General features: G+C 63.4%; 19 protein-coding genes and 1 pseudogene. 12 read left to right on the forward strand and 8 right to left on the reverse strand.

Annotation, left to right across the window (positions count from 1 at the left end):
• Positions 1-397: 397 nt before the first annotated feature.
• Positions 398-703, forward strand: a pseudogene (locus FYC77_RS00005) (PAS domain-containing protein); the annotation flags it as partial.
• Positions 704-937: 234 nt separating this feature from the next.
• Here the strand turns inward: FYC77_RS00005 and FYC77_RS00010 are convergent.
• Positions 938-3,148: a (Fe-S)-binding protein gene (locus FYC77_RS00010; RefSeq protein ID WP_149079458.1), complete on the reverse strand. Its 2,211-nt coding sequence runs from the start codon at positions 3,146-3,148 to the stop codon at positions 938-940.
• Between the two features lie 178 nt (positions 3,149-3,326).
• Here FYC77_RS00010 and FYC77_RS00015 point away from each other — a divergent pair, with 178 nt between their 5' ends.
• The 8 genes from FYC77_RS00015 to sufU all read left to right on the forward strand — a co-directional run bounded on the left by FYC77_RS00015 (position 3,327) and on the right by sufU (position 10,190).
• Complete coding sequence (locus FYC77_RS00015; protein ID WP_149079459.1) at positions 3,327-3,917, forward strand: conditioned medium-induced protein 4; 591 nt, start codon at positions 3,327-3,329, stop codon at positions 3,915-3,917.
• Positions 3,918-3,984: 67 nt separating this feature from the next.
• Positions 3,985-4,671 (forward strand): CRISPR-associated protein Cas4, encoded by a 687-nt coding sequence (locus tag FYC77_RS00020; RefSeq protein ID WP_149079460.1) that lies wholly within the window; start codon positions 3,985-3,987, stop codon positions 4,669-4,671.
• A gap of 98 nt (positions 4,672-4,769) precedes the next feature.
• A complete protein-coding gene (locus FYC77_RS00025) occupies positions 4,770-5,972 on the forward strand; it encodes an outer membrane protein assembly factor BamB family protein (RefSeq protein ID WP_149079461.1) in 1,203 nt (400 codons plus the stop codon).
• A gap of 136 nt (positions 5,973-6,108) precedes the next feature.
• Positions 6,109-6,921 (forward strand): tetratricopeptide repeat protein, encoded by an 813-nt coding sequence (locus FYC77_RS00030; protein ID WP_149079462.1) that lies wholly within the window; start codon positions 6,109-6,111, stop codon positions 6,919-6,921.
• A gap of 2 nt (positions 6,922-6,923) precedes the next feature.
• Entirely contained in the window at positions 6,924-7,217 is a 294-nt protein-coding gene (locus FYC77_RS00035) for a DUF424 domain-containing protein (RefSeq protein WP_149079463.1), read from the forward strand.
• Between the two features lie 73 nt (positions 7,218-7,290).
• Complete coding sequence (locus tag FYC77_RS00040; RefSeq protein WP_149079464.1) at positions 7,291-8,535, forward strand: aminotransferase class V-fold PLP-dependent enzyme; 1,245 nt, start codon at positions 7,291-7,293, stop codon at positions 8,533-8,535.
• 218 nt (positions 8,536-8,753) lie between these two features.
• On the forward strand, positions 8,754-9,386 hold the full coding sequence (locus FYC77_RS00045) for an HD domain-containing protein (protein ID WP_149079465.1): 633 nt from the start codon (positions 8,754-8,756) through the stop codon (positions 9,384-9,386).
• Positions 9,387-9,770: 384 nt separating this feature from the next.
• On the forward strand, positions 9,771-10,190 hold the full coding sequence (gene sufU, locus FYC77_RS00050) for a Fe-S cluster assembly sulfur transfer protein SufU (protein ID WP_149079466.1): 420 nt from the start codon (positions 9,771-9,773) through the stop codon (positions 10,188-10,190).
• Positions 10,191-10,449: 259 nt separating this feature from the next.
• Here sufU and radA read toward each other — a convergent pair whose 3' ends face one another.
• The 3 genes from radA to pspAB form a co-directional block, all read right to left on the reverse strand.
• On the reverse strand, positions 10,450-11,481 hold the full coding sequence (gene radA, locus FYC77_RS00055) for a DNA repair and recombination protein RadA (RefSeq protein ID WP_149079467.1): 1,032 nt from the start codon (positions 11,479-11,481) through the stop codon (positions 10,450-10,452).
• Between the two features lie 188 nt (positions 11,482-11,669).
• Entirely contained in the window at positions 11,670-12,779 is a 1,110-nt protein-coding gene (locus tag FYC77_RS00060; RefSeq protein ID WP_149079468.1) for an outer membrane protein assembly factor BamB family protein, read from the reverse strand.
• Between the two features lie 100 nt (positions 12,780-12,879).
• Positions 12,880-13,491, reverse strand: a complete 612-nt coding sequence (gene pspAB, locus FYC77_RS00065; RefSeq protein ID WP_149079469.1) for a PspA-associated protein PspAB — start codon at positions 13,489-13,491, stop codon at positions 12,880-12,882.
• Between the two features lie 227 nt (positions 13,492-13,718).
• Between pspAB and FYC77_RS00070 the strand changes: the two genes are divergently transcribed.
• Positions 13,719-14,381, forward strand: a complete 663-nt coding sequence (locus FYC77_RS00070) for an SWIM zinc finger family protein (RefSeq protein ID WP_149079470.1) — start codon at positions 13,719-13,721, stop codon at positions 14,379-14,381.
• A 17-nt stretch (positions 14,382-14,398) separates the two neighbouring features.
• On the opposite strand, the gene hjc is transcribed toward FYC77_RS00070, so the two are convergent.
• The 4 genes from hjc to FYC77_RS20270 form a co-directional block, all read right to left on the reverse strand.
• Positions 14,399-14,917 carry a Holliday junction resolvase Hjc gene (hjc, locus tag FYC77_RS00075; RefSeq protein ID WP_149079471.1) on the reverse strand — a complete coding sequence of 173 codons (519 nt, stop codon included), beginning with the start codon at positions 14,915-14,917 and terminating at the stop codon, positions 14,399-14,401.
• Between the two features lie 65 nt (positions 14,918-14,982).
• Positions 14,983-15,816: a CPBP family intramembrane glutamic endopeptidase gene (locus tag FYC77_RS00080; RefSeq protein WP_149079472.1), complete on the reverse strand. Its 834-nt coding sequence runs from the start codon at positions 15,814-15,816 to the stop codon at positions 14,983-14,985.
• Between the two features lie 144 nt (positions 15,817-15,960).
• A complete protein-coding gene (locus FYC77_RS00085; protein ID WP_149079473.1) occupies positions 15,961-16,464 on the reverse strand; it encodes a hypothetical protein in 504 nt (167 codons plus the stop codon).
• A gap of 124 nt (positions 16,465-16,588) precedes the next feature.
• The gene (locus FYC77_RS20270) at positions 16,589-16,756 is read right to left on the reverse strand and encodes a DUF7556 family protein (RefSeq protein ID WP_200840430.1); all 168 of its coding nucleotides are present in this window, start codon (positions 16,754-16,756) and stop codon (positions 16,589-16,591) included.
• 132 nt (positions 16,757-16,888) lie between these two features.
• On the opposite strand from FYC77_RS20270, the gene FYC77_RS00090 reads away from it, so the two are divergent.
• Together FYC77_RS00090 and glyS are read left to right on the forward strand one after the other, a co-directional pair.
• Complete coding sequence (locus FYC77_RS00090; RefSeq protein ID WP_149079474.1) at positions 16,889-17,740, forward strand: CBS domain-containing protein; 852 nt, start codon at positions 16,889-16,891, stop codon at positions 17,738-17,740.
• The gene (gene glyS / locus FYC77_RS00095) at positions 17,733-19,511 is read left to right on the forward strand and encodes a glycine--tRNA ligase (protein ID WP_149079475.1); all 1,779 of its coding nucleotides are present in this window, start codon (positions 17,733-17,735) and stop codon (positions 19,509-19,511) included. The genes FYC77_RS00090 and glyS overlap by 8 nt, the downstream gene beginning before the upstream one ends.
• Positions 19,512-19,514 lie beyond the last annotated feature (3 nt).

Consider the following 19,514-nt stretch of genomic DNA (forward strand, 5'->3'; position numbering starts at 1 on the left):
AGAACAGATCCGGCTCTGATTCGGCGGCAAATCACACTTCAGCGCCAGTTAGCTGAGGCTGATTTGTGAGGTACTGAGTATATGCTCCAAGGCTATTCGCCTTGGTAGGTGGAAACAGACAGAGAGCCTGCCGCTTCCAGCGGCAGCGCTCTCTTGAGCCATCCTTTTGATCACTCGTCGACCATTCTACGCACGCCTACACCACCAAAATCTGATCTCCTCTCTACAAATTCCACTTGGCCAAACGGTTCTCCTCTCTCAATCGAGTGATTATCCGTCAGACCCAGCCGTAGACCACGGAACGTGTGGTTATACTTCGGAAGTACTGCTAGAACGAGACGAAGAGACGACTTCGAACCCGGGATGGCGGGCCCAGAACGACGAGGTGGCACCTCCGAAGACGTTCGTCGCCCTCGCCGACGCTCTTCAGGACGGGATCATCGTCCTCGATACGGACAGCGAGATCCAGTACGCGAACCCGGCCATCGAACGGATTCTCGGCTACGGGCCCCGGGACCTCGTCGGTGGAAGCAAACTCAGTATCATTCCCGACCGCCTCCAGGAACGACACCTGAACGCGCTGGACCGATACCTCGAGACGGGCGAGCGAAACATCGACTGGGAGTACGTCGAACTGCCGGGCCACCACGAGGTCCCACTCGGCATCTCGTTGAACGACTTCGTCTTCGACGACGAGCGGTACGACGATCACGGTCTCAGTTTCACGGATGCAAGCCTCACCGAGTGTGTCGAAGACGAAGCGATCGACGCCGTGCTCAGTTTCGACGACGACTTCGATGGACTCGTCGAGCGGATCGATCCAACGGCAGTAGCGAATCGGTAGCTCGAGACGGTCATACGGTTTACTGTCGATCAGTTCCGGTGAGACCGCCGTCCGGGTCGCGGTCTCACCGGAACATCGCGACAGTAATCCGTATCAGTCCTCGGTGACCTCGAGGTTCGCCTCCGCTTGGGCCCCGATCGCCTCGACGACGAGTTCGGCGACGTCGACGATCTCGAGATCGTCCTCGAAGTCGCCGGTCTTGCGGCCGTCCTCGTACATCGTCATGCACATCGGGCAGGCGACGACGAACTTTTCGACTGCGCCGCCAGCGTCGGTGTCACAGAGTGCCTCACGCAATCGCTCTTCGCTGGGTTTGGGTTCCTCGTCGAACTCCATCCAGAGGCCGCCGCCACCGCCGCCACAACAGAAGGAGTCGGCGCGGTTGCGCGGCATCTCGTAGAGGTTACAGCCGGTCGCCTCGATGAGTTCCCGCGGTGCCTCGTACTCGTCGTTGTACCGCCCGAGGTGACACGGGTCGTGGTAGGTGACGGTGTACTCGAGTTCGTCGCCCGATAGCTCGAGTCTGCCGTCCTGGACGAGTTCTTCGACGACCTGGGTCCAGTGTTTGACGTCGATCTCGCCGTCGTCGTTCCACTGGTCGGTGTAGTCGAAGGGCATCATCGGGTCGTCGGCGAACTCCGCGAAGTCGACTTCGGGGTACTCGTTTGCGAAGGTATTGTAGGAGTGGGGGTCGGTACAGACGATCGTGTCGAACTCACAATCCTCCCAGGTCTCGACGTGGTGGCCGGCAAGTTCGACGTAGAGAAACTCCTCGCCGACGCGGCGGACGTCGTTGCCGTCGTACTTCTCGTCCTCGAAGAGGATGCCGAAGCTGACGTCGGCCTCCTGGAGGATGGCAGCGAGCGAACGGGCGACCCGCTTGTTGCGGTCGTCGTAGCTGGGGTAGTCGCCGACGTACCAGAGATAGTCGACCGTCTCTTCGCGGGCGTCGGTGAGATCGAACTCGAGGTCGTCGGCCCAGTCGGCCCGGTTCCGGGGAGAGTCACCGAAGGTGTTGCCGTTTTGCATGACGTTCTGGAAGACGTCCTGCATGTTCGAGTCGACGTCACCCTGGTCGGTGAGCTGGCGGTTCAGCCGAGTAAACGACTGAAGATGTTCGATCTCGACCGGGCAGGCGTCCATACAGGCCATACAGGCCATACAGGACTCCATCGTCCCCGCGTCGATCACGCTCGTCCCGCCGTCCGCGACGATCGGTCGTTCGTCGCCGCCGGCCTCGAGCGACTCGCGGTAGCGTTTGAGGTCGAGAATGACGTCACGGGGGTCGAGCGGGCGGTCGGAGGCCTTCGCGGGACAGACCGACGAACAGCGCCCGCACTTGGTACAGGCGTCCTGGTCGAGCAGTTCCTTCCAGGTGAAGTCGTCGATGGACTCGGCGTTGGTCGCGTCCAGGTCGGCAGGAACGTTCGGCAGACGCTGGCCGGCCTTCTCGTCGCGAGTGACGACGTTCGCGAACGAGGAGATCATGTGGAACGGCTTGGCGTAGGGGATCCAGGCGATGAAGAAGAACGCGAGCAGGGAGTGTGACCACCAGGCAAGCCAGTGGAGATTTTCGCCAGTGACGACGCCGGCCGAGAGGCTGACCCCCGGCTCGCCCGCCAGCGGAATGGAGAGCGCCTGGAACATCATTGCGAGCCCGTAGCCGACGAAACTGACGACCTCGTGGTCGGGCATCCCGGTCGCGTAGATGCGCAGACCCTCGAGGAGAAAGCCGCCGACACCCAGTCCGAACAGCGTCCAGATGAAGATGTCGTCCTCGCTCGAGGTATGACGTCCCCAGAGGCGGCGATTTCGAACCCAGTAGCGCCGGTAGATCGCCATTCCGATCCCGACGACGAACAGAAGCCCCATCGCGTCGACGACGAACTGGTAGGCCAGATAGAAATCGCCCTGCCAAAACGAGAGATCCAGGAGCATCTCGGTGGCGTACTGCTCGAAGCCGATGATCAGCGTCGCAATTAGGAGGGTGAGAAAGCCCCACAGAATAAACGCGTGCATCAGCCCGCCGTAGAGATCCCTGTCGAACTGTTTCTCGTTCGAGAGAACGATCTTCGACGCGGTGACGATTCGGCGCGGTAACTCGTCGACGCGGGCGAACGGATCGTCGTCGCCCTCGGCGTACCGCGCGAACCGACGATAGACGCCGTAGAGGAAGACGAGGATCGTGATCGCGGTGAGGAGATAGAACACCGCGTAACCGGTGGAACTGATCCCCCAGTAGGTCTCCCTCGTCACCTCCGTCTGGGTAAGGGCGTTCGTCCACAGCTGCGAAACAGCGTTCATGTACGACTACGAGGGGAGGTGGAACTTAATTCTTGTCACGTGTTCGCAGACCAACTCCGTCGCTGTCTTGCGAAAATAGTAAACAAATACCAAGTTCATAACCGTTGTTCGTGATCGGTTCCCAGTCGACGCTATCTGGCAACAGGCTTAAATAGCCACCCATCGGGAGTGTCCACCCATGAACGAAAAAACGGAGGAGCTCAAGAACATCTTCACCGACGTTACCGACGGGGAGGAGACCGTCACCGAGTCACAGGAGGACACCCGTGGCTCACTCGAGCGCGACGAGCAGACCGACGAAGAGCGAATTGCGAGCGTCATCGAGCAGATGCGCGAGCGATACGCATTCGAGACGCCGCTCTCGGACGAGCAACTCCGCGACGTCGCCACGGGGTTTTACGACGGCGACAGCGACGAGGAGATCGCCAGCCGGTTCGAGGTCGAGCCTGCGGAGATCTTCGAGGCGCGAATGTCGCTTCACCTCATCGCCGAGGACGACGCGGACGAGATCGACCTCACGGCGATCCGCGGCCGCGAGGAAGACGACGCGACCCTCGCCGAGGAGTACGGCGTCAGCGAGGATCGCATCCGGCGCTACCGGCGGGTCGCCGCGGCCGAAGACGAGTCTCGGAGGGCAAACGACCGGTACCGTGACGAGTTCGACAGCCTCCTCGCGGACGCAGAACTCACCGCACGCATGACGACGGACGTCCGCGAGGACGGCCTCGAGGACGCCACCGAGGGGATGGAAACCGACGTCGAGTTCTAACGACGGATTGTTCGAGGGACCCGACGTCGGCCGAGACTTTTTATCGGAACGGGCGGCCAGACGTCTCGTGACTCGATCCCTGGTCCCGTTTAGCGATCTTCGGACGGCCGCCTACTGTCCGCGGAAGTGTTACTACCGGCGAACGGCGGACGACGACCGCGAGCCGCCGCCGCGCGTCGACGCAGTTCGAGAGCTCGAGCGGCGATACGAGGAGCTGCTCGAGTCACCGCCCGGCGAGCTCGCCGCGGAACCGATCGGCGTCGCGCCCGTCCGCTACCGCGAGGCGCTTTCGGCAACCAGGCACCGACTCGAGGAGGCGGGATACTGGGATCGGCTTCGCAACCCGGAGGCGCGTGACGTCCTCGCGACCGGTCGGGACTGTCGTGGGATCGTCCACAAGGTGCTCGCGGATCCGCTCGAGCCGGTGCTCGTCTCGACCGGCGAGCCGCCCGAACGCGGCGTCTGGGAGACGCAGTCGGTCCACGCCGTCGCAGCCGCCAAAGCCCTCGCCTGGGAGGAGCAGACGCGGGTCGACCGGGTCTGGCTCGAGTATCCGGCCTACGGTGTGGTCCGTGACGTGTCCCTCACCACGCGCCGCAAGGCACGGTACCGGCGTGCGCTCCGGACCGTTCGCAAACTGGACGGGCCGCCGCCGCGAATCGGAAACCGATCGAAGTGCGATTCCTGTGAGTTCGCGGCCACCTGTGGGGTCAAAACGCGCACGCTACGCTCACTGCTTGGTATCGGTGAGTAGCTCGTCGGGTCGTCGAGATTCAGAGTCCCGCGCTCGATCCGTCGATAAATTCGTTTTAGAACCCAAAAATATTAAACCAGACCAAGGGCATTAGTCCCATGAAACGGCGAACTATCCTGAAGGTTGGGGCAGTCGCCGGAACGATCGGAGCGGCCGGCTGTCTCAGTTCGCTTCGATCAGGGGACGAGCGGTGGGTACACACCGATCACGAGGGTCGGATCCACGACGTCGTCGTCGACGGAGACGCGTTATACACCGCATGCAAGGACGGGTACGTGCGGAAAATCGATGCCGAAACTGGAGAGACAGTATGGCGATACTCCGACCACTGGACGGCCGAACGGTGGGAAGGCAGTAGGAGGATTTCCGAACGGGACTACCCCGTCCAGGCAGTAGCGACCGACGACGACGGGAACGTCTACATCGGTGCGAGAACGGAAGAAGTGCGGAAAATCAGTCCGGACGGTGAAACGGTCTGGCGATACACCGGACACGTACTCGAGGAGACACCGCCCCAAGAGCGGACGCCACGGATCGACAATCGCGTTCTCGCACTCGACGTACAGGGAAACGCCGTCTTCAGCCTCGCTCGGGCAAACGAGATGCACAAACTCCCGCTGGAACCGACGAACTACACCGACGACGACGTACCGACTGCGACCGTCACCGAGGACGACGTCCCCACGTTCGCGAGTCCACTCTGGACCTACGAAGACGATTCGACGATCCGGGACGTAACCGTCGTTCCGGACGGGGAGGCGTACATCGGAACTGTAGATGGCATACTGCGGCGGATCGGGGTCGAGTCCGGCCGTGAACGCTGGAGCTTCGAGGCATTCGATCCACACAGCGACGGTCTCGAGATCGTCACGAGAGACGCCAACGATCGTATCGTCGCGTACAACGCGACGGTCGATAACGAGGTTCAGAACGTCGATCCCCACAGCGAGCATCGATCGGGCGACGAGAACTCGAGGTGGAAATTTTACCCGGAGACAGAACTCACGATACCGGATATCATCGACGTCGACGTCGATACGACCGGCGACGTATACCTGTTTCTTCGTCCAGCCCACCAGCACGCGGAACCTGGAAAGCTACTTCGCGTAGACCACGATCGAACGCCGTCCGACGGAACCTCGTTCCACCGGGCGGAGACGTACGAAACGGATCTCGGTGGGACCGCACTGGCGGTTACGGACGAGTATCTATACTACGCCGAACACGAACTCAGCTCCGGTCTGTTCCAATCGTACGAACCCGTTGCAAACCTGGTTTCCCTGCCGAAATCAGCGTTTTGATCGGCTTTCTGCCGTGTGGACTCGCTCGAGTTCGGTCACCACCGAGCTGGCAAATATCCGGCCATCGTTCCGGGATTTCGGTCGTCATTGTACGTGGGTCGCAGGCCTTAACAGCCCTCGTCGCCACCATCCAGTTATGACCGACCGATCGGACGATCACGACCACCGCTTCTCCGAAGGTGAGGGGTTCGACGACCCCTACGACGAGTTCGATCTGGATCCGCCGGAACTGGACGTCGACCCCTCGAAGGTCGATCCGGTCGACTCCCGGATTATCACCGATACGCTCGACGAGCAGAATATCCCGTCCGACGAGGTCGACGCCGGGGAACTCCTCGACGTCGGGCTCAACTACATGGGGATCAACCGCTTCGAGCAGGCCACGGCAGCCTTCGAGCGAGCTGCCCGCTTCGCCGACGACGACCGACTCGCCCAGGAAGCGTGGGTGAACAAAGGCGTCGCTCACGCCGAACTCGAGGAGTACGACGAGGCAATCGGCGCCCACCGCGAAGCGCTGTGGATCGACGACGAAAGCGAACACGCCGCGACGGCCGAGACGAACCTCGCCTACGCGCTCTGGGAGTTCGGCGAGACGGCTCAGGCCTTAGAGCACGCCGAACGCGCCGTCGAGATCGACGACCGATTCGCCGAGGGCTGGTTCAACCGGGCCTTTTTCCTCTCGGAACGGGGGCTCTCCGAGGAGGCACTGCACTGTATCGACAACGCGATCCGCCTCGGCATGCGCAACGGAAAAGTCTTGGAGGAGAAAGCCCGCATCCTCGAGGACCTCGGCGAGTACGACGAGGCCGAAGAGATCGCCGAGGAAGCAAACGAGATGCGCGAGCGAGCCGAACAGCGAGTGATGGAGCAACGAGAGGAGATGCACGGAGGGACACCCACCTCCGAGGAGGTTGACGCCGGTCCCGAGCGCGAGTGGGAACTCGAGTGACGATGTACCTCACCGAACGAGAGACGCCAGAGGGGTTGCTGGTGGCGATCTGCGACGACGACGTCCTCGGTGAGACGTTCGAGGAGGGAGAGCTATCGCTTACAGTCACCGAGGAGTTCTACGGTGGCGAATCGGCCGACGAAGCCGCGGTGGTCGACAGCTTAGCGAGGGCGACCGTCGCCAACATCGTCGGGACGCGAGCGGTCGAACTCGCCATCGACGAGGGCTTTATTCAGGCCGAGAACGTCCTCGAGGTCGACGGAACCCATCACGCACAGCTGTTGCGGATGTACTGATCGAGGCCGTCACGAAGGCGATTCCTCGTGGGGACCGAAGGAGTGTTTTGTGTCGGGCCCTTGCTAGTCGCCAATGAGTCAGCAGAACCTCGAGTCGCTCGACGTCGCGGCCATCCGCGAGGAGTTTCCCATTCTCGAGCGGGAGTTCGACGGCCAGCAGGTCGTCTACCTCGACAACGCGGCGACGACCCAGACGCCGGATCCCGTCGTCGATGCGATGAGCGACTACTACCGCGAGTACAACGCGAACATCCACCGCGGCATCCACCACCTGAGCCAGGAGGCATCGGTCGCCTACGAGGAGGCCCACGACCGCGTCGCCGACTTCATCGGTGCCGACGGCCGCGAGGAGGTCATCTTCACGAAGAACACGACCGAAAGCGAAAACCTGGTCGCCTACGCCTGGGGGCTGAACGAACTCGAGCCCGATGATCGGGTCGTCCTCACGGAGATGGAACACCACGCCTCGCTCGTCACCTGGCAACAGATCGCCCACCAGACCGGCGCCGACGTCGAGTACATCCGGGTCGACGACGATGGCCGCCTCGATATGGACCACGCCCGCGAACTGATCGACGACGACGCCGCCATCGTCTCGGCGGTCCACGTCTCGAACACGCTGGGCACCGTCAACCCCGTTTCCGAACTGACGGAACTCGCTCACGAACACGACGCGATCTCCGTCATCGACGGCGCACAGGCAGTCCCCAACCGCCCGGTCGACGTCGGCGAGATCGACGCCGACTTCTACGCCTTCTCGGGGCACAAGATGGCTGGCCCGACCGGCATCGGCGTCCTCTACGGCAAGCAGGACCTGCTCGAGGAGATGGACCCCTACCTCTACGGCGGCGGGATGATCCGCAAGGTCACCTTCGAGGAGTCGACGTGGGGCGACCTTCCCTGGAAGTTCGAACCCGGTACACCCCAGATCGCCGAAGCCGTCGGCCTCGTCGCCGCCATCGATTGGCTCGAGGAGATCGGCATGGAGCGCATCCAGGCCCACGAGGAGGAGATCGCTCGCTACGCCTACGAGCGACTCGAGGCCGAAGGCGACATCGAGATCTACGGCCCCGAGCCCGGCCCCGACCGCGGCGGGCTGGTGAGTTTCAACGTAGAGGGCGTCCACGCCCACGATCTCGCTTCGATTATGAACGACCACACGATCGCGGTTCGGGCGGGCGATCACTGTACCCAGCCACTGCACGATCGGCTGGGCGTGGCGGCGTCGACTCGAGCCTCCTTCTACGTCTACAACACGAAATCGGAAGTCGACAAGTTGGTTGCGGCACTCGATGACGCGCGTCAGCTGTTTAGCTGAATAATAGGGCGCTGAGCCCCCGTCCTCAAGGAGCCAGCTTTTGCTGGCGAGTAGGTAGGGGTAGTTCACGTTTGAGAAACGGTCATCGATCTCTTGGCCCCTTCCAGTATCGGCGGCCGATAAACGCGTAGAACCCCGACGAGTTCGGCCCTCAGCAGACGTTGTCCGGCCGTCACCCGTTCGAAACGATTATCGACGCCACCCGAAAACGGAGATCCATGCTCGAGGCAGTCCGCGCTCGCGCCCGTTCGTACTTCGATGAGGCTCCACCGGCCCACGACTGGTACCACGTCGAGCGGGTCGAAGCGCTCGCCGAGACGCTGTGTGATCGCTATCCCGAACCGGTCGACGAGCGAGTGGTGACACTCGCCGCCCTCCTCCACGATATCGGCCGCGAACGCGAGGATCGTAGCAAGATCGACGATCACGCGGCGTGGGGAGCGGCCGAGGCCGGCGAAATCCTTGCGGACGTCGGGGCGAGTTCGGAGACGATCGAACGAGTCCAACACTGCATCCGTGCCCACCGGTACTCGAACGCGATCGAACCCGAAACCCCGGAGGCGAAGCTGCTCTCCGACGCGGACAACCTCGACGCGCTCGGCGCGGTCGGTCTCGCCCGCGTGTTTGCCCACGGGAGCGCGATCGGATCGCCGATCCACGATCCAGCGATCCCCCTCGCGGAAGACGAGACGACTGCCGGGCGCACGCAGTACAATCACATCCATCGGAAGATCCTCGATCTGCCCGAACGGATGTACACCGACGTCGGTCGGGACCTCGCCGACGAGCGCGCGGCGTACGTCCGCGAGTTCGTCGAACAGTTCGATGCCGAAGTGGCTGGCGAACGATAGGTTCGGAAATATTTGAACGCGAAAGACGACACTAAACAGCGTTTCTGGGATCGGGCCCCTATGATAGATTTCCGAGATGAGACACGACGTACGAGAAACGCATCGGCCGTTCCGAACGTGATCCGTTCGACGCCTGCTAGCTGAATCCTCTGACTGGCCAGGGGTCGACGGAGAGGTCGTACCGATCATCAACCGTTCGACGCACCGAGAGCGTCTCCGATACGGGCGACGACGATCGCTGCCAGTAACCGAAGCGGACCGGTTTCGTAACCGATCATCGTCACGCATTTTTCACGATCGTTCGTCGACGTAACCGATAGTGGTAACTGGTTGGGATCGTTCCCCGGAACCCTTTTACAACTCTCCGGTCTATTCAGGGATACGATGGGACTGGGCTCGGACATGTACAGACAGCAGATCCTCGACCACTACAAGAATCCCCGCAACTACGGGGAACTCGAGGATCCCACCTTCAGCCACGTCGGCGAGAACCCGATGTGTGGCGACGAGATTCGCATGGACATCCGCCTCGACGAGGACAACGAGACGATCAACGCCGTCGCCTTCTCCGGAGACGGCTGTGCGATCAGCCAGGCCTCCGCGAGCATGCTCTCGAGTGAACTGACGGGCAAAACCGTCGACGAACTGCTCGAGATGGACCGCGACGACGTCGTCGACATGCTCGGCGTCGACATCTCTCCGATGCGGATCAAGTGTGCGGTGCTCGCCGAGAAGGTCGCACAGGACGGCGCAGAGATCTATCGCGGCGAACTCGAGGTCGAGAAGACGACGACCGAAGACTGATCGAGCCGAACTGATACGGGTTGTTGTCGCAGTCGTTTTCCGTCAGCGTACTCTTGCTCGTGAATCGCCGGTCAACACGATCAGTGCTGATCGGTAAGTGTTCACAGCGCAGTCGTCTCGCGATTGCTACACGACAGACGAGTTCGACGTGAAAACGTATCTGCACACTCTCGTACGGTCTGTGACAACTGATTACCGTCGATCGCCGCCGTTTTCGGTCGACCCGTAACGGCCCATAGCAGTCCGTACCAGTCGGAGGCTACTCCGCCATCAGGCCGCCATCCTGGACACGCATAACGGCCTCCCCGTCGGCGAGGTTCGGCGCGTCGACCAGCCGGACGATCCGCTTGTCACCTTTGGACTTGCGGAGGTAGATACGGAACGTGGACTTGTGACCGAGGATGTTACCACCGATCGGCTGGGTCGGATCGCCGAAAAAGGAGTCGGGATTCGAGGCGACCTGGTTGGTGACGAGGACGGCCGCGTTGTAGAGGTTCCCGACCTTATCGAGGTCGTGGAGGTGTTTGTTGAGCTTCTGCTGTCGGTCGGCGAGTTCGCCACGGCCGACGTACTCCGCACGGAAGTGGGCGGTCAGCGAGTCGATCGCCAACAGACGAACGGGATACTCCGATTCCTCGTGTTCGCTCGCCAGTTCCTTTGCCTTCTCGGCGAGCAACATCTGGTGATTGGAGTTGAACGCCTTCGCGACGTGGATCTTGTCGAGGACATCCTCGATGAGTTCGTCCATCGCCTCCTCGTCGCCGGCCGATCCCTCGATCTCACGGTCCTCGAGCGTGGCGTCGATGACGTCGTCCGGCAGCCCGCGGACCATGTCGTCGATACGCTCCGGACGGAACGTGTCCTCGGAGTCGACGAAGATGGCGCTGCCGTGGAGACCGCCGACCTCCTTGGGAAGCTGGACGTTGACGGACATCTGGTGGGTGACCTGGGACTTACCGGAGCCGAACTCGCCGTACACTTCCGTGATCGACTGGGTCTCGATCCCGCCGCCGAGCAAGTCGTCAACTTCGTCGATGTGCCAGCTCAGCTTGCCGATCTGGTTTCGTCGCTCGAGAACGGTCGCACCGGTCTCGAAGCCGCCGATATCGGCGGCGTCACGGGCGGCACGAACGATGTCGGCGGCCGTCGACTCGCCGACGTCGGCCGTATTAGAGAGTTCCGAGGGCGAGGCGACGGCGAGACTCTGAAACGATTCGAAGCCTGCGTCGTGGAGTTTGTCCGCGGTTGCCGGTCCGACGCCGGGGAGCGTCTCGAGGTCTGCTTCTGGCATACCCCGACGTAGTTCCGGACACCCCATAAAGGCTCGTTAACAGGAGAGTGAAAGTGAAAGTGCCGCACGGCGGCAGGGCGTTTGGAACGGTATCGAAGGGGTTAGATAGGAAGGGGAAGTCGACGCAGGCAGTGGGCGCTCGGCAGGTGCGAGCACCGCGAAACAGCGAGTAGCCGTGGGTGGTGGGGCTACGGTTTCGGTTCGCCGGGCGTCCACTCGAGACGGTAGAGCCGCTCGTCTTCACAGCCGACGTAGAGGGACCGGTCGCCGACCGCAGGCGTGGCCGTGATCGGGGCCGCAAGCGCGTGATACCAGAGGTGATCGAACTCCTCGGCGTCGATTCCGTAGAGCGAACCTGTCGCGTCACCGACACAGACGACGTCGCCGACGACCACGGGATCCGACCGAACCGGGCCGTCGAGGCCGACCCCTTTCTTCGAGAACAGCCAGCCCCGGACTTTCCGCCGACCGAACGTCGTGTCTGTGACGTGGAGGTAGCCGTCGTCGGCGCCGACGAACGTCGTGCCGCCGTCCTCGAGTTCGTCGTCGACGAGAACGGTGGCCGAGGAAGTAAGCGAGCCACGAACCTGGTAGGTAAACCACGTCTGCCCGGTGTCACCGCCGAGTGCGAGTAAGGTGCCGCCGTCGTCGGCGACGTAGACGCGGCCGTCGGCGACCGTCGGCCCGCCAGTTACAGCGCCGTCCGTCGGCACCGTCCAGCACTCCTCGCCCGTCTCGGCGTCGACCGCGATAGCGGTCTCGTCCTGGGCCCCGACGAAGACGCGCGCGCCACTCCACTCGCGGTCGTCGTCGACGGCGGGCGTCCCGGCGACGGGCGCGTCGGTTTCGAAGGTCCAGACGAGTTCGCCCGTCTCGGCCTCGAGCGCCGAGAGACCGTCCTCGTGGCCGGCGTACAGTCGACCACCGGAGCGTGAAAGCGGCGTCGTGAGCGGGGCTGGGAGGTCGGTCTTCCACAGCTCGTCGCCGGTCGCCGGATCCGCCGCGCGGACCGTCCCACCGCTCGTTCCGAAACACACCCGTTCGCGCGTAGCGACCGGGGCCCAGTCGGTCGGCTCGATCGTCTCGAGCACCCAGCGGCGGCGGCCGGTGTCGGTCTCGAGTGCGTACAGGTTTCCCCGATCCGTCCCGACGAAGACGGTGTCGCGGTCGAGAACCGGCGAGCCGGCCGAGCCGGTGAGATCGGCCGTCCACCCCTCCTCGATCCGGTACGGTCCCTCGACGTCGGGAACGATACCGACGTTTCGTCGATCGGCCTTGAACTGGGTCCACTCGGTCACTGGGTCGACGTAGTGAACGGATCGGTATAATGGGTCCGACGTCCGACGGTGTCGACGACGCGATCAGCTATCGCCGAACGGAACCGTCAGCGTGATCGTGTCACTCCCAGGGATGAGTGCCGCGTCGACTCGGCCACAATGGGTACCAGTACTCCTTGTCGCGTTCGACCTCGAGTTCGCCATCCAGGGCCGCCTCGAGTTTGAACTCGGTACTCGAGTCGCGTTCGCGACCGGACCGTGGCGCGAAGGGGTAGAACGCGCCCCGGCGGAAGGAGTAGATCCAGTAGGCGGGGTCGCCGCTGCGGCGGTCCTCGTAGCCGAAGACGGCCGCGAGCAGCCGGGAACCGTAGTCGTGTTCGACGAACGTGTCCGCGGCGAAGTGCATGCTCGTGATGAGATCCTCGGTGTCGTCGTCCTCCAGAATTACCCAGTGGTAGCCGTGGTCGTCCTCGGAGACGGAGAAGTCGGTTCCGGTCTCCTCGCGGCCGGCCTCGAGGATGGCCACGACCTCGTCGACGGCCTCGTGAAAGCTGTTCGAGTCGACGCCGGAGAAACAGAGCGCGCCGACACCGATCGACTCGTAGCCGAGTTCGGCATCCATCGTGACGTAGGCGGTGCTCATCCCGAAGAGATCGTCGGGGTCGGCGTCGCGTCTGGCGTCGGCCTCGGCGCGCAATCCGAGGGCGGCGCGAAGCCCGTCCAGCAGTCCCATAGGCTGTGAAACGGACTCGAGCCCTTATAACCCATCCGTTGATCGCACCGGCGAAATCGGTGCGAGGCGACAGCGCAGTGGCGGTGGGATGACGCCAAAACGCGCCACGTGAAACGACGCGTGAGTGATCAGCGATCCTGACGAACACACCCGTTATACGCCTCGAGAGCGTAGTATAGCCGAATAGCCAGCCGACCGCAATCACGATTTGAACACCCGACGCACCCATGAAAACAATAGCGTCACCGAAAGCACCACTTCCCGTTTCGACGCCCGACCACCTCGAGGAGCGCTCGCGACGCGCGCGGTCCGAGCCGATGTCCGTCCTGTCGCTTGGCGACGGGCTCTACGAGGTCGAATCGGCCAGCGAACACACCTACCTCGTCGACCTCGAGGCAGGTCGGTGTACCTGTCCGGACCACGTCTTCCGCGACGTCCGCTGCAAGCACGTTCGCCGAGTCGCGATGGAGATTACCGAAGGTCGAACGCCCCCACCTGGCGAGGTCGCCCTCGCATGCCACGACTGTGGCGAGACGGTGTTCGTCGACGAGAACGTTGCCGCCTCGCGCTATCGGGACGGCGCCGACGCCCCTGGCCCGTTCTACTGTGCGGACCACGCCATCGCGCCGGGCGATACGGTTCGGGACCGCGAGACCGGCAGCAGGCTCACCGTCGTCGACGTCTCCGAGTACCGCGCCGACGCCGTCGAGATTCGGGCAGCCGACTGTACCGTCGCGGAGTACGAGACCAACGAGGCGTACGATCCGAACGTCCCCGTCGTCGCCGCGGTCTACCCCCACGCCACCGTGAAACGAAACGGCGTCGTCCCGTCGTCGCTTACGGTCTACACCTTCCCGCGGACGCGCCTCGAGCGGGTCGGGTCTCCGTAACCGCTCGAGTCTCCTCGCTACTCGAGTAGCTCCGCGGCCTCCTCGACGTCCATCACGCCCTGTTCGACGGCGTTCAGGACCCGCAAAATTTCCTCGTCGGGGCCGTCGTCGGCGTCGCCGATCTGCTCGAGGGTCACCTTCTCCGAGCGGCCGACGAACTCGGGGAAGTCGACGCCCTCGGCGATCGCCGTCTCCTTTTTGACGCGGTAGTTGCCGCCGTCGGTGACGTGGAGGTCGGCAGGATGAAAGAAATACCAGTCCTCGCGGTCGAACCGGACGCCGATTCGGGGTTTCGCGCCGAAGTTCTGCGCGAAGTAAATCAGCGCCTCGACCTCCTCGCCCGAGAGATAGATCGGTTTACCGGAGCTCGATTTGGCCTCGATCGCGTAGAAGACCTCGCCGTCGCCCGCGAGGACGTCGGGGAGTTCCCGATCGGTCGCCGCGCCGCTTGCGGGCGCACGCATCACCGCGAACCCCGCCTCGTCGAGTTCGTTGACGAGTTCGCGCTCGCGGCGGTCGCCCTTCGCATGAGACATGTCCACCACTCGCCGGCGGGCGATATTAAAAGGACGGACGCGGGCCGACGAAAACGACCGCGGCTCTACGAGAGCACGAACACGAGGTCGACCACCACCGACTGTGCCGGGTCGGCCACCTCGAGGTCGAACTCGAGGGCGAGATACAGCAGGCCGAACTGGAAGGCGTTGAACGCGGCGTGGGCGGCCGTCGGGACGACGAGGTTGTCGGTTTCCGCGTAGAGATAGCCGAAGATGAGCGAGCCGCCGAAGACGACGGCGAGCGAGACCGCAGACGCCAACAGCGCCTCCGGACCGATCGAGAGGAGGTCGCCGGTGGCGGCGAGGTACGCTGGGACGTGAACGAGCGCGAAGATGAGACTCGCGACGACGACGGCCTGATAGCGGGAGAACGCCGCGTAGAGGCGTTTCTGGATCACGTTTCGGAAGAGAAACTCCTCGGCAGGTGCGTTGAAAAAGAAGACGATGAGGATCATGACGAGGATCATCGTCTGGTCGCCGGCGATGTACTCCATCACCTGGTTCTCCGTGGTCGGCAACGAGAGCGTCTGGATGAGGAGACTCACGACGACGTAGAACGCGATACTGCCGACGATACCGGCGAGCACGTAGAGCCAGCCTCGTTTCGTCGGCGTTCGCCAGTCGACGTACGCCCAGCCGCGATCGGTCGCCGCGAGATAGATCCCGCCGGCGAGCGCGAATCCGAGGAAGTTGAGTACCATGAGGGCCGTCCGCGCGGCGATCGACGCATCGGCTGGCGAGGTTAGCAACGCCGGATCCATCAGAAACGCCGGAATCGTCGTCAGCTGGGTCGCGGCGATCCCGAAGACGGCGAGGCCGACCGCGATGGCCGTCGTGACGAGCGGGCTCCCGTCACGAACGCTCGAGGAGGTATCCATCGACCGGGTAGTACGATCTAGCCGTAAGTCAGTGTGGCGATTCGTCGACCTCGAACGGGTCTCATACGGATTCCTGGACCGATGGACCGGCGCACCCGCAGCCCGGATCGCGGTTGGGCCGGCACTGACGGACAGTAAACCGTCTCACTCGAGTTCGATCGTCGTCGAAGCGGCGGGCTGGTAGCGCCCCTCGTGGGTTGTGACGAACGCGCGGATCTCGTACTCTCCGGGTTCGGGGACGATCGACTCGTGTCGACCGCGAGTGCGTTCGAACCGCCCGTTCCAGGTGATCTGCGCCCGTTTTCGTTCGCCCCGATCGAAGGAAAACGCCGACGGCCGATCCGCGACGAACCGCCGCTCGTCGGTGGCCTCGAGTTCGCCGTCGACGCTCCACCCCCAGCGTCGTCGGCTCGGAGTCGGAATCTCGACCGACAGCGGTAACCGGTTTTTGAACTCGACGGTGATCTCGACGGGATCACCTGCCTCGTAGACGTCCCGATCCGTCTCGACGGAGACTGTGATCGCTCGGCGGGCCACCGTGGTCGGAACGAGCGCCGAGAGAAGCGTCGCAGTCGTCCACCGTGACCCCTCGGTATCGGAACTCGAGAGAGCGCCAGCGTCCCGTCCGGGCGGCTTCGGGCCGACCATGGGCGAGCAACTCACTCCTCGGTACTAACGGTATCGAACGAAGACGGTCGATTCCTCGAGTGTGATCCAGACGCTGTCCGCGAGAAAGACGTAACGAGACCCCCCAGTCCCGCCCCCTGGTCGGTTACCGCCAGGCCGAAAGCGTCGGTGCCGCCTCGGCCTGCATCGAGAGCCATGCGCCATCGGCCGAGATATCGGCGATGACGTACTCGTCGCGGTCGTTCCTACCGGCCGAGTCGATCGAGCCAACGATCGTATCGCACTCCGTCGTGGCGTGGGGGTTCATCGCCATGTATGAGAGTCACACACACCCACATATAAACTCGTCGATTGAACTGTCCGATCCGTAGACCGGTCGTGGTGGGGGTCATCCACGACACGGGAAACACTGGGTTTATACTCATTTTCGCCGTACCGTGGGGATATGAACGTAGCCGACGCGATGACGCCTCGCGAGGACGTGGTGACCGCCGAATTACCGGGCACTCGATCCGACGTCCTCGAGTACCTCCAAGAGCGATCGTTCTCCTCGGTTCCGGTCGTCAAACCGACCGACGACGGTCTGGAGTACCGCGGACTGGTCTCGCGAGACGTCCTGATCGAACAGCCCGACGAGGACCAACTCGTCATGCTGATGGACGACGTGCCGACGACGACTGCGGAGACCACGCTCCCAGACGTCGCGCGAACGATGGTCGAGGAGGACGCGCGCCGCGTCCCCGTCGTCGACGGCGAGTTCGAGGGGATCGTTACCGTGACCGACGTCGTCCACGCCATCGCGGCGGGCGACCAGGAGACCGACGAGACGGTCGAACGGTACGCGAGCACGGACGTCAACACGACCTACGAGGGTGCGCCGTTGCCGGTCGCCGAACGCGAACTCTCCTACGCCAACGTCCCCTACACGGTCGCACTCGACGACGACGGCCGGATGAGTGGCGTCCTCACGGAGGTCGACATCATCGACGTCGCCCGCATCGTCGAGGGCGAAGAGGAGACCGGCAACAACTTCCCCGACCAGGACTCCCAGTGGTCCTGGGAAGGCGTCAAAGGCGTCGGCAGCCGCTATCTCCCCACACGGGACATCGAGCTTCCCAACGGGCCGGTCGGCGAGTTCATGACCGAGGAGGTCGTGACAGTCTCGGCGGAGACCCCGGTCCAGGAAGCCGCCCAGCGGATGATCAGCAAGGACATCGAGCAGATCCCGATGGTGACCGGCGAACAGCTCGTCGGCATCGTCCGGGACGTCGACATTCTCGAGGCACTCTATGAGTGAGCAAGCACAGACGGACGCAGACGAGACAGCAGCAACGAGCGAGAAGCTGGTCGAACTCGCCAAGCGCCGCGGCTACTTCTTCCAGTCCTCGGGAGCCTACGGCGGCGTCGGCGGCTTCTACACCTTCGGTCCGCAGGGTGCATCCCTGAAGGGCAACGTCGAGGACGCCTGGCGCGACCGCTTCGCCGTCGCCGAGGGTAACATGGAGATCGACGCGCCGACGATCATGCCCGAGCCCGTCTTCGAGGCGTCGGGCCACCTCGACGGTTTCGACGACATGCTGATCGAGTGTCCAGAGTGTGGCGCGAGCAGTCGAGCCGACCACCTCGTCGAGGACAATACGGAGTACGAGGACGCAGAGAGTCTCCCCATTCCGGAGGTCGAGGAGGTCATCGCCGAGTACGAACTCGTCTGTCCGGAGTGTGGTGCCGGCCTCGCGGACGTCGCCGTCGAGGCATTCAACCTCATGTTCGCGACGAACATCGGCCCCGGCGACTCCGACCCAGGCTACCTGCGTCCCGAGACCGCACAGGGCATCTTCGTCGAGTTCCCCCGGCTGAAGGAGTACGCCCGCAACCAGCTCCCCTTCGGCGTCACCCAGATCGGCCGCGCCTACCGCAACGAGATCAGCCCGCGGCGCTCGATCATCCGGACCCGCGAATTTACGCAGGCCGAACTCGAGTACTTCGTCGACCCCGAAGAAGACGAGCCAGACCTCGAGAGCGTCGCAGACGTCGAGGTGACGCTTTACCCGGCCAGCGAGCAAAACAGCGAGGACGGCTCCGAGATCGAGACGACCATCGGCGACGCCGTCTCCGAGGGCATCATCGGCGACGAGTGGGTCGCCTACTTCCTCGGCGTCGCGAAGCCATGGTACGACTCCGTGGGCGTCGACATGGACCGGTTCCGGTTCCGCCAGCACCTCTCGGGCGAGCGCGCCCACTACGCGGCAGATTGCTGGGACGCCGAGAGCGAAATAGACGGGAACTGGATCGAGATGGCCGGTTTCGCCTACCGGGGCGACTACGACCTCTCGAAACACGAGGAGTACTCCGACGACCGCTTCACCATCTTCAAGCAGTACGACGAGCCCAAGACCGTCGAGCGCGCGACGGTCGATCCCGACATGAGTTATCTGGGACCGGAGTTCGGCGGCGACGCCCAGGCCGTCGTCTCGGAACTCGAGACCCTCGCAGCTCGAGACCGCGCTGCGTTCGAGGGAGACACCATCGAGATCGGCCTCGAGGGCGAGAGCCACGAGATTCCCGTCGCAAAGACCGGCTTCGCCGTCGAGGAACAGACCGAGGCTGGCGAGCACATCACGCCCCACGTCGTCGAACCCTCCTTCGGCGTCGACCGGCTGGTCTACACCGTCCTCCACCACGGCTACCGCGAGGACGAGGTCTCGGGCGAAGAGCGCACCTATCTGGAACTCGAGCCCGAGGTCGCGCCAACCTTCGTCGGCGTCTTCCCGCTCCAGAGCGACGACGAACTCGTCGCATACGCCGATGAGATCGTCGCCGACCTGCGCGATGCGGGTCTCTCCGTGACCTACGACGACTCGGGCAACATCGGTCGGCGCTACCGCCGTCAGGACGAGGTCGGCACGCCGTTTTGCGTGACGGTCGACTACGAGACGGTAGAAGAGACGGAGACGACCGTCACTGTCCGCGAGCGGGATACGACCGACCAAAAGCGCCTCTCCGTCGACGACCTCGCGGAGACGTTGTCGGCGATTCGAGCCGGCGAGATGGCCTTCGAGGAGCTGTAGTCG

Origin of the sequence: Natrialba swarupiae (assembly GCF_008245225.1) — an archaeon.
In the GTDB taxonomy this organism is placed as follows: Archaea; Halobacteriota; Halobacteria; order Halobacteriales; family Natrialbaceae; genus Natrarchaeobius; species Natrarchaeobius swarupiae.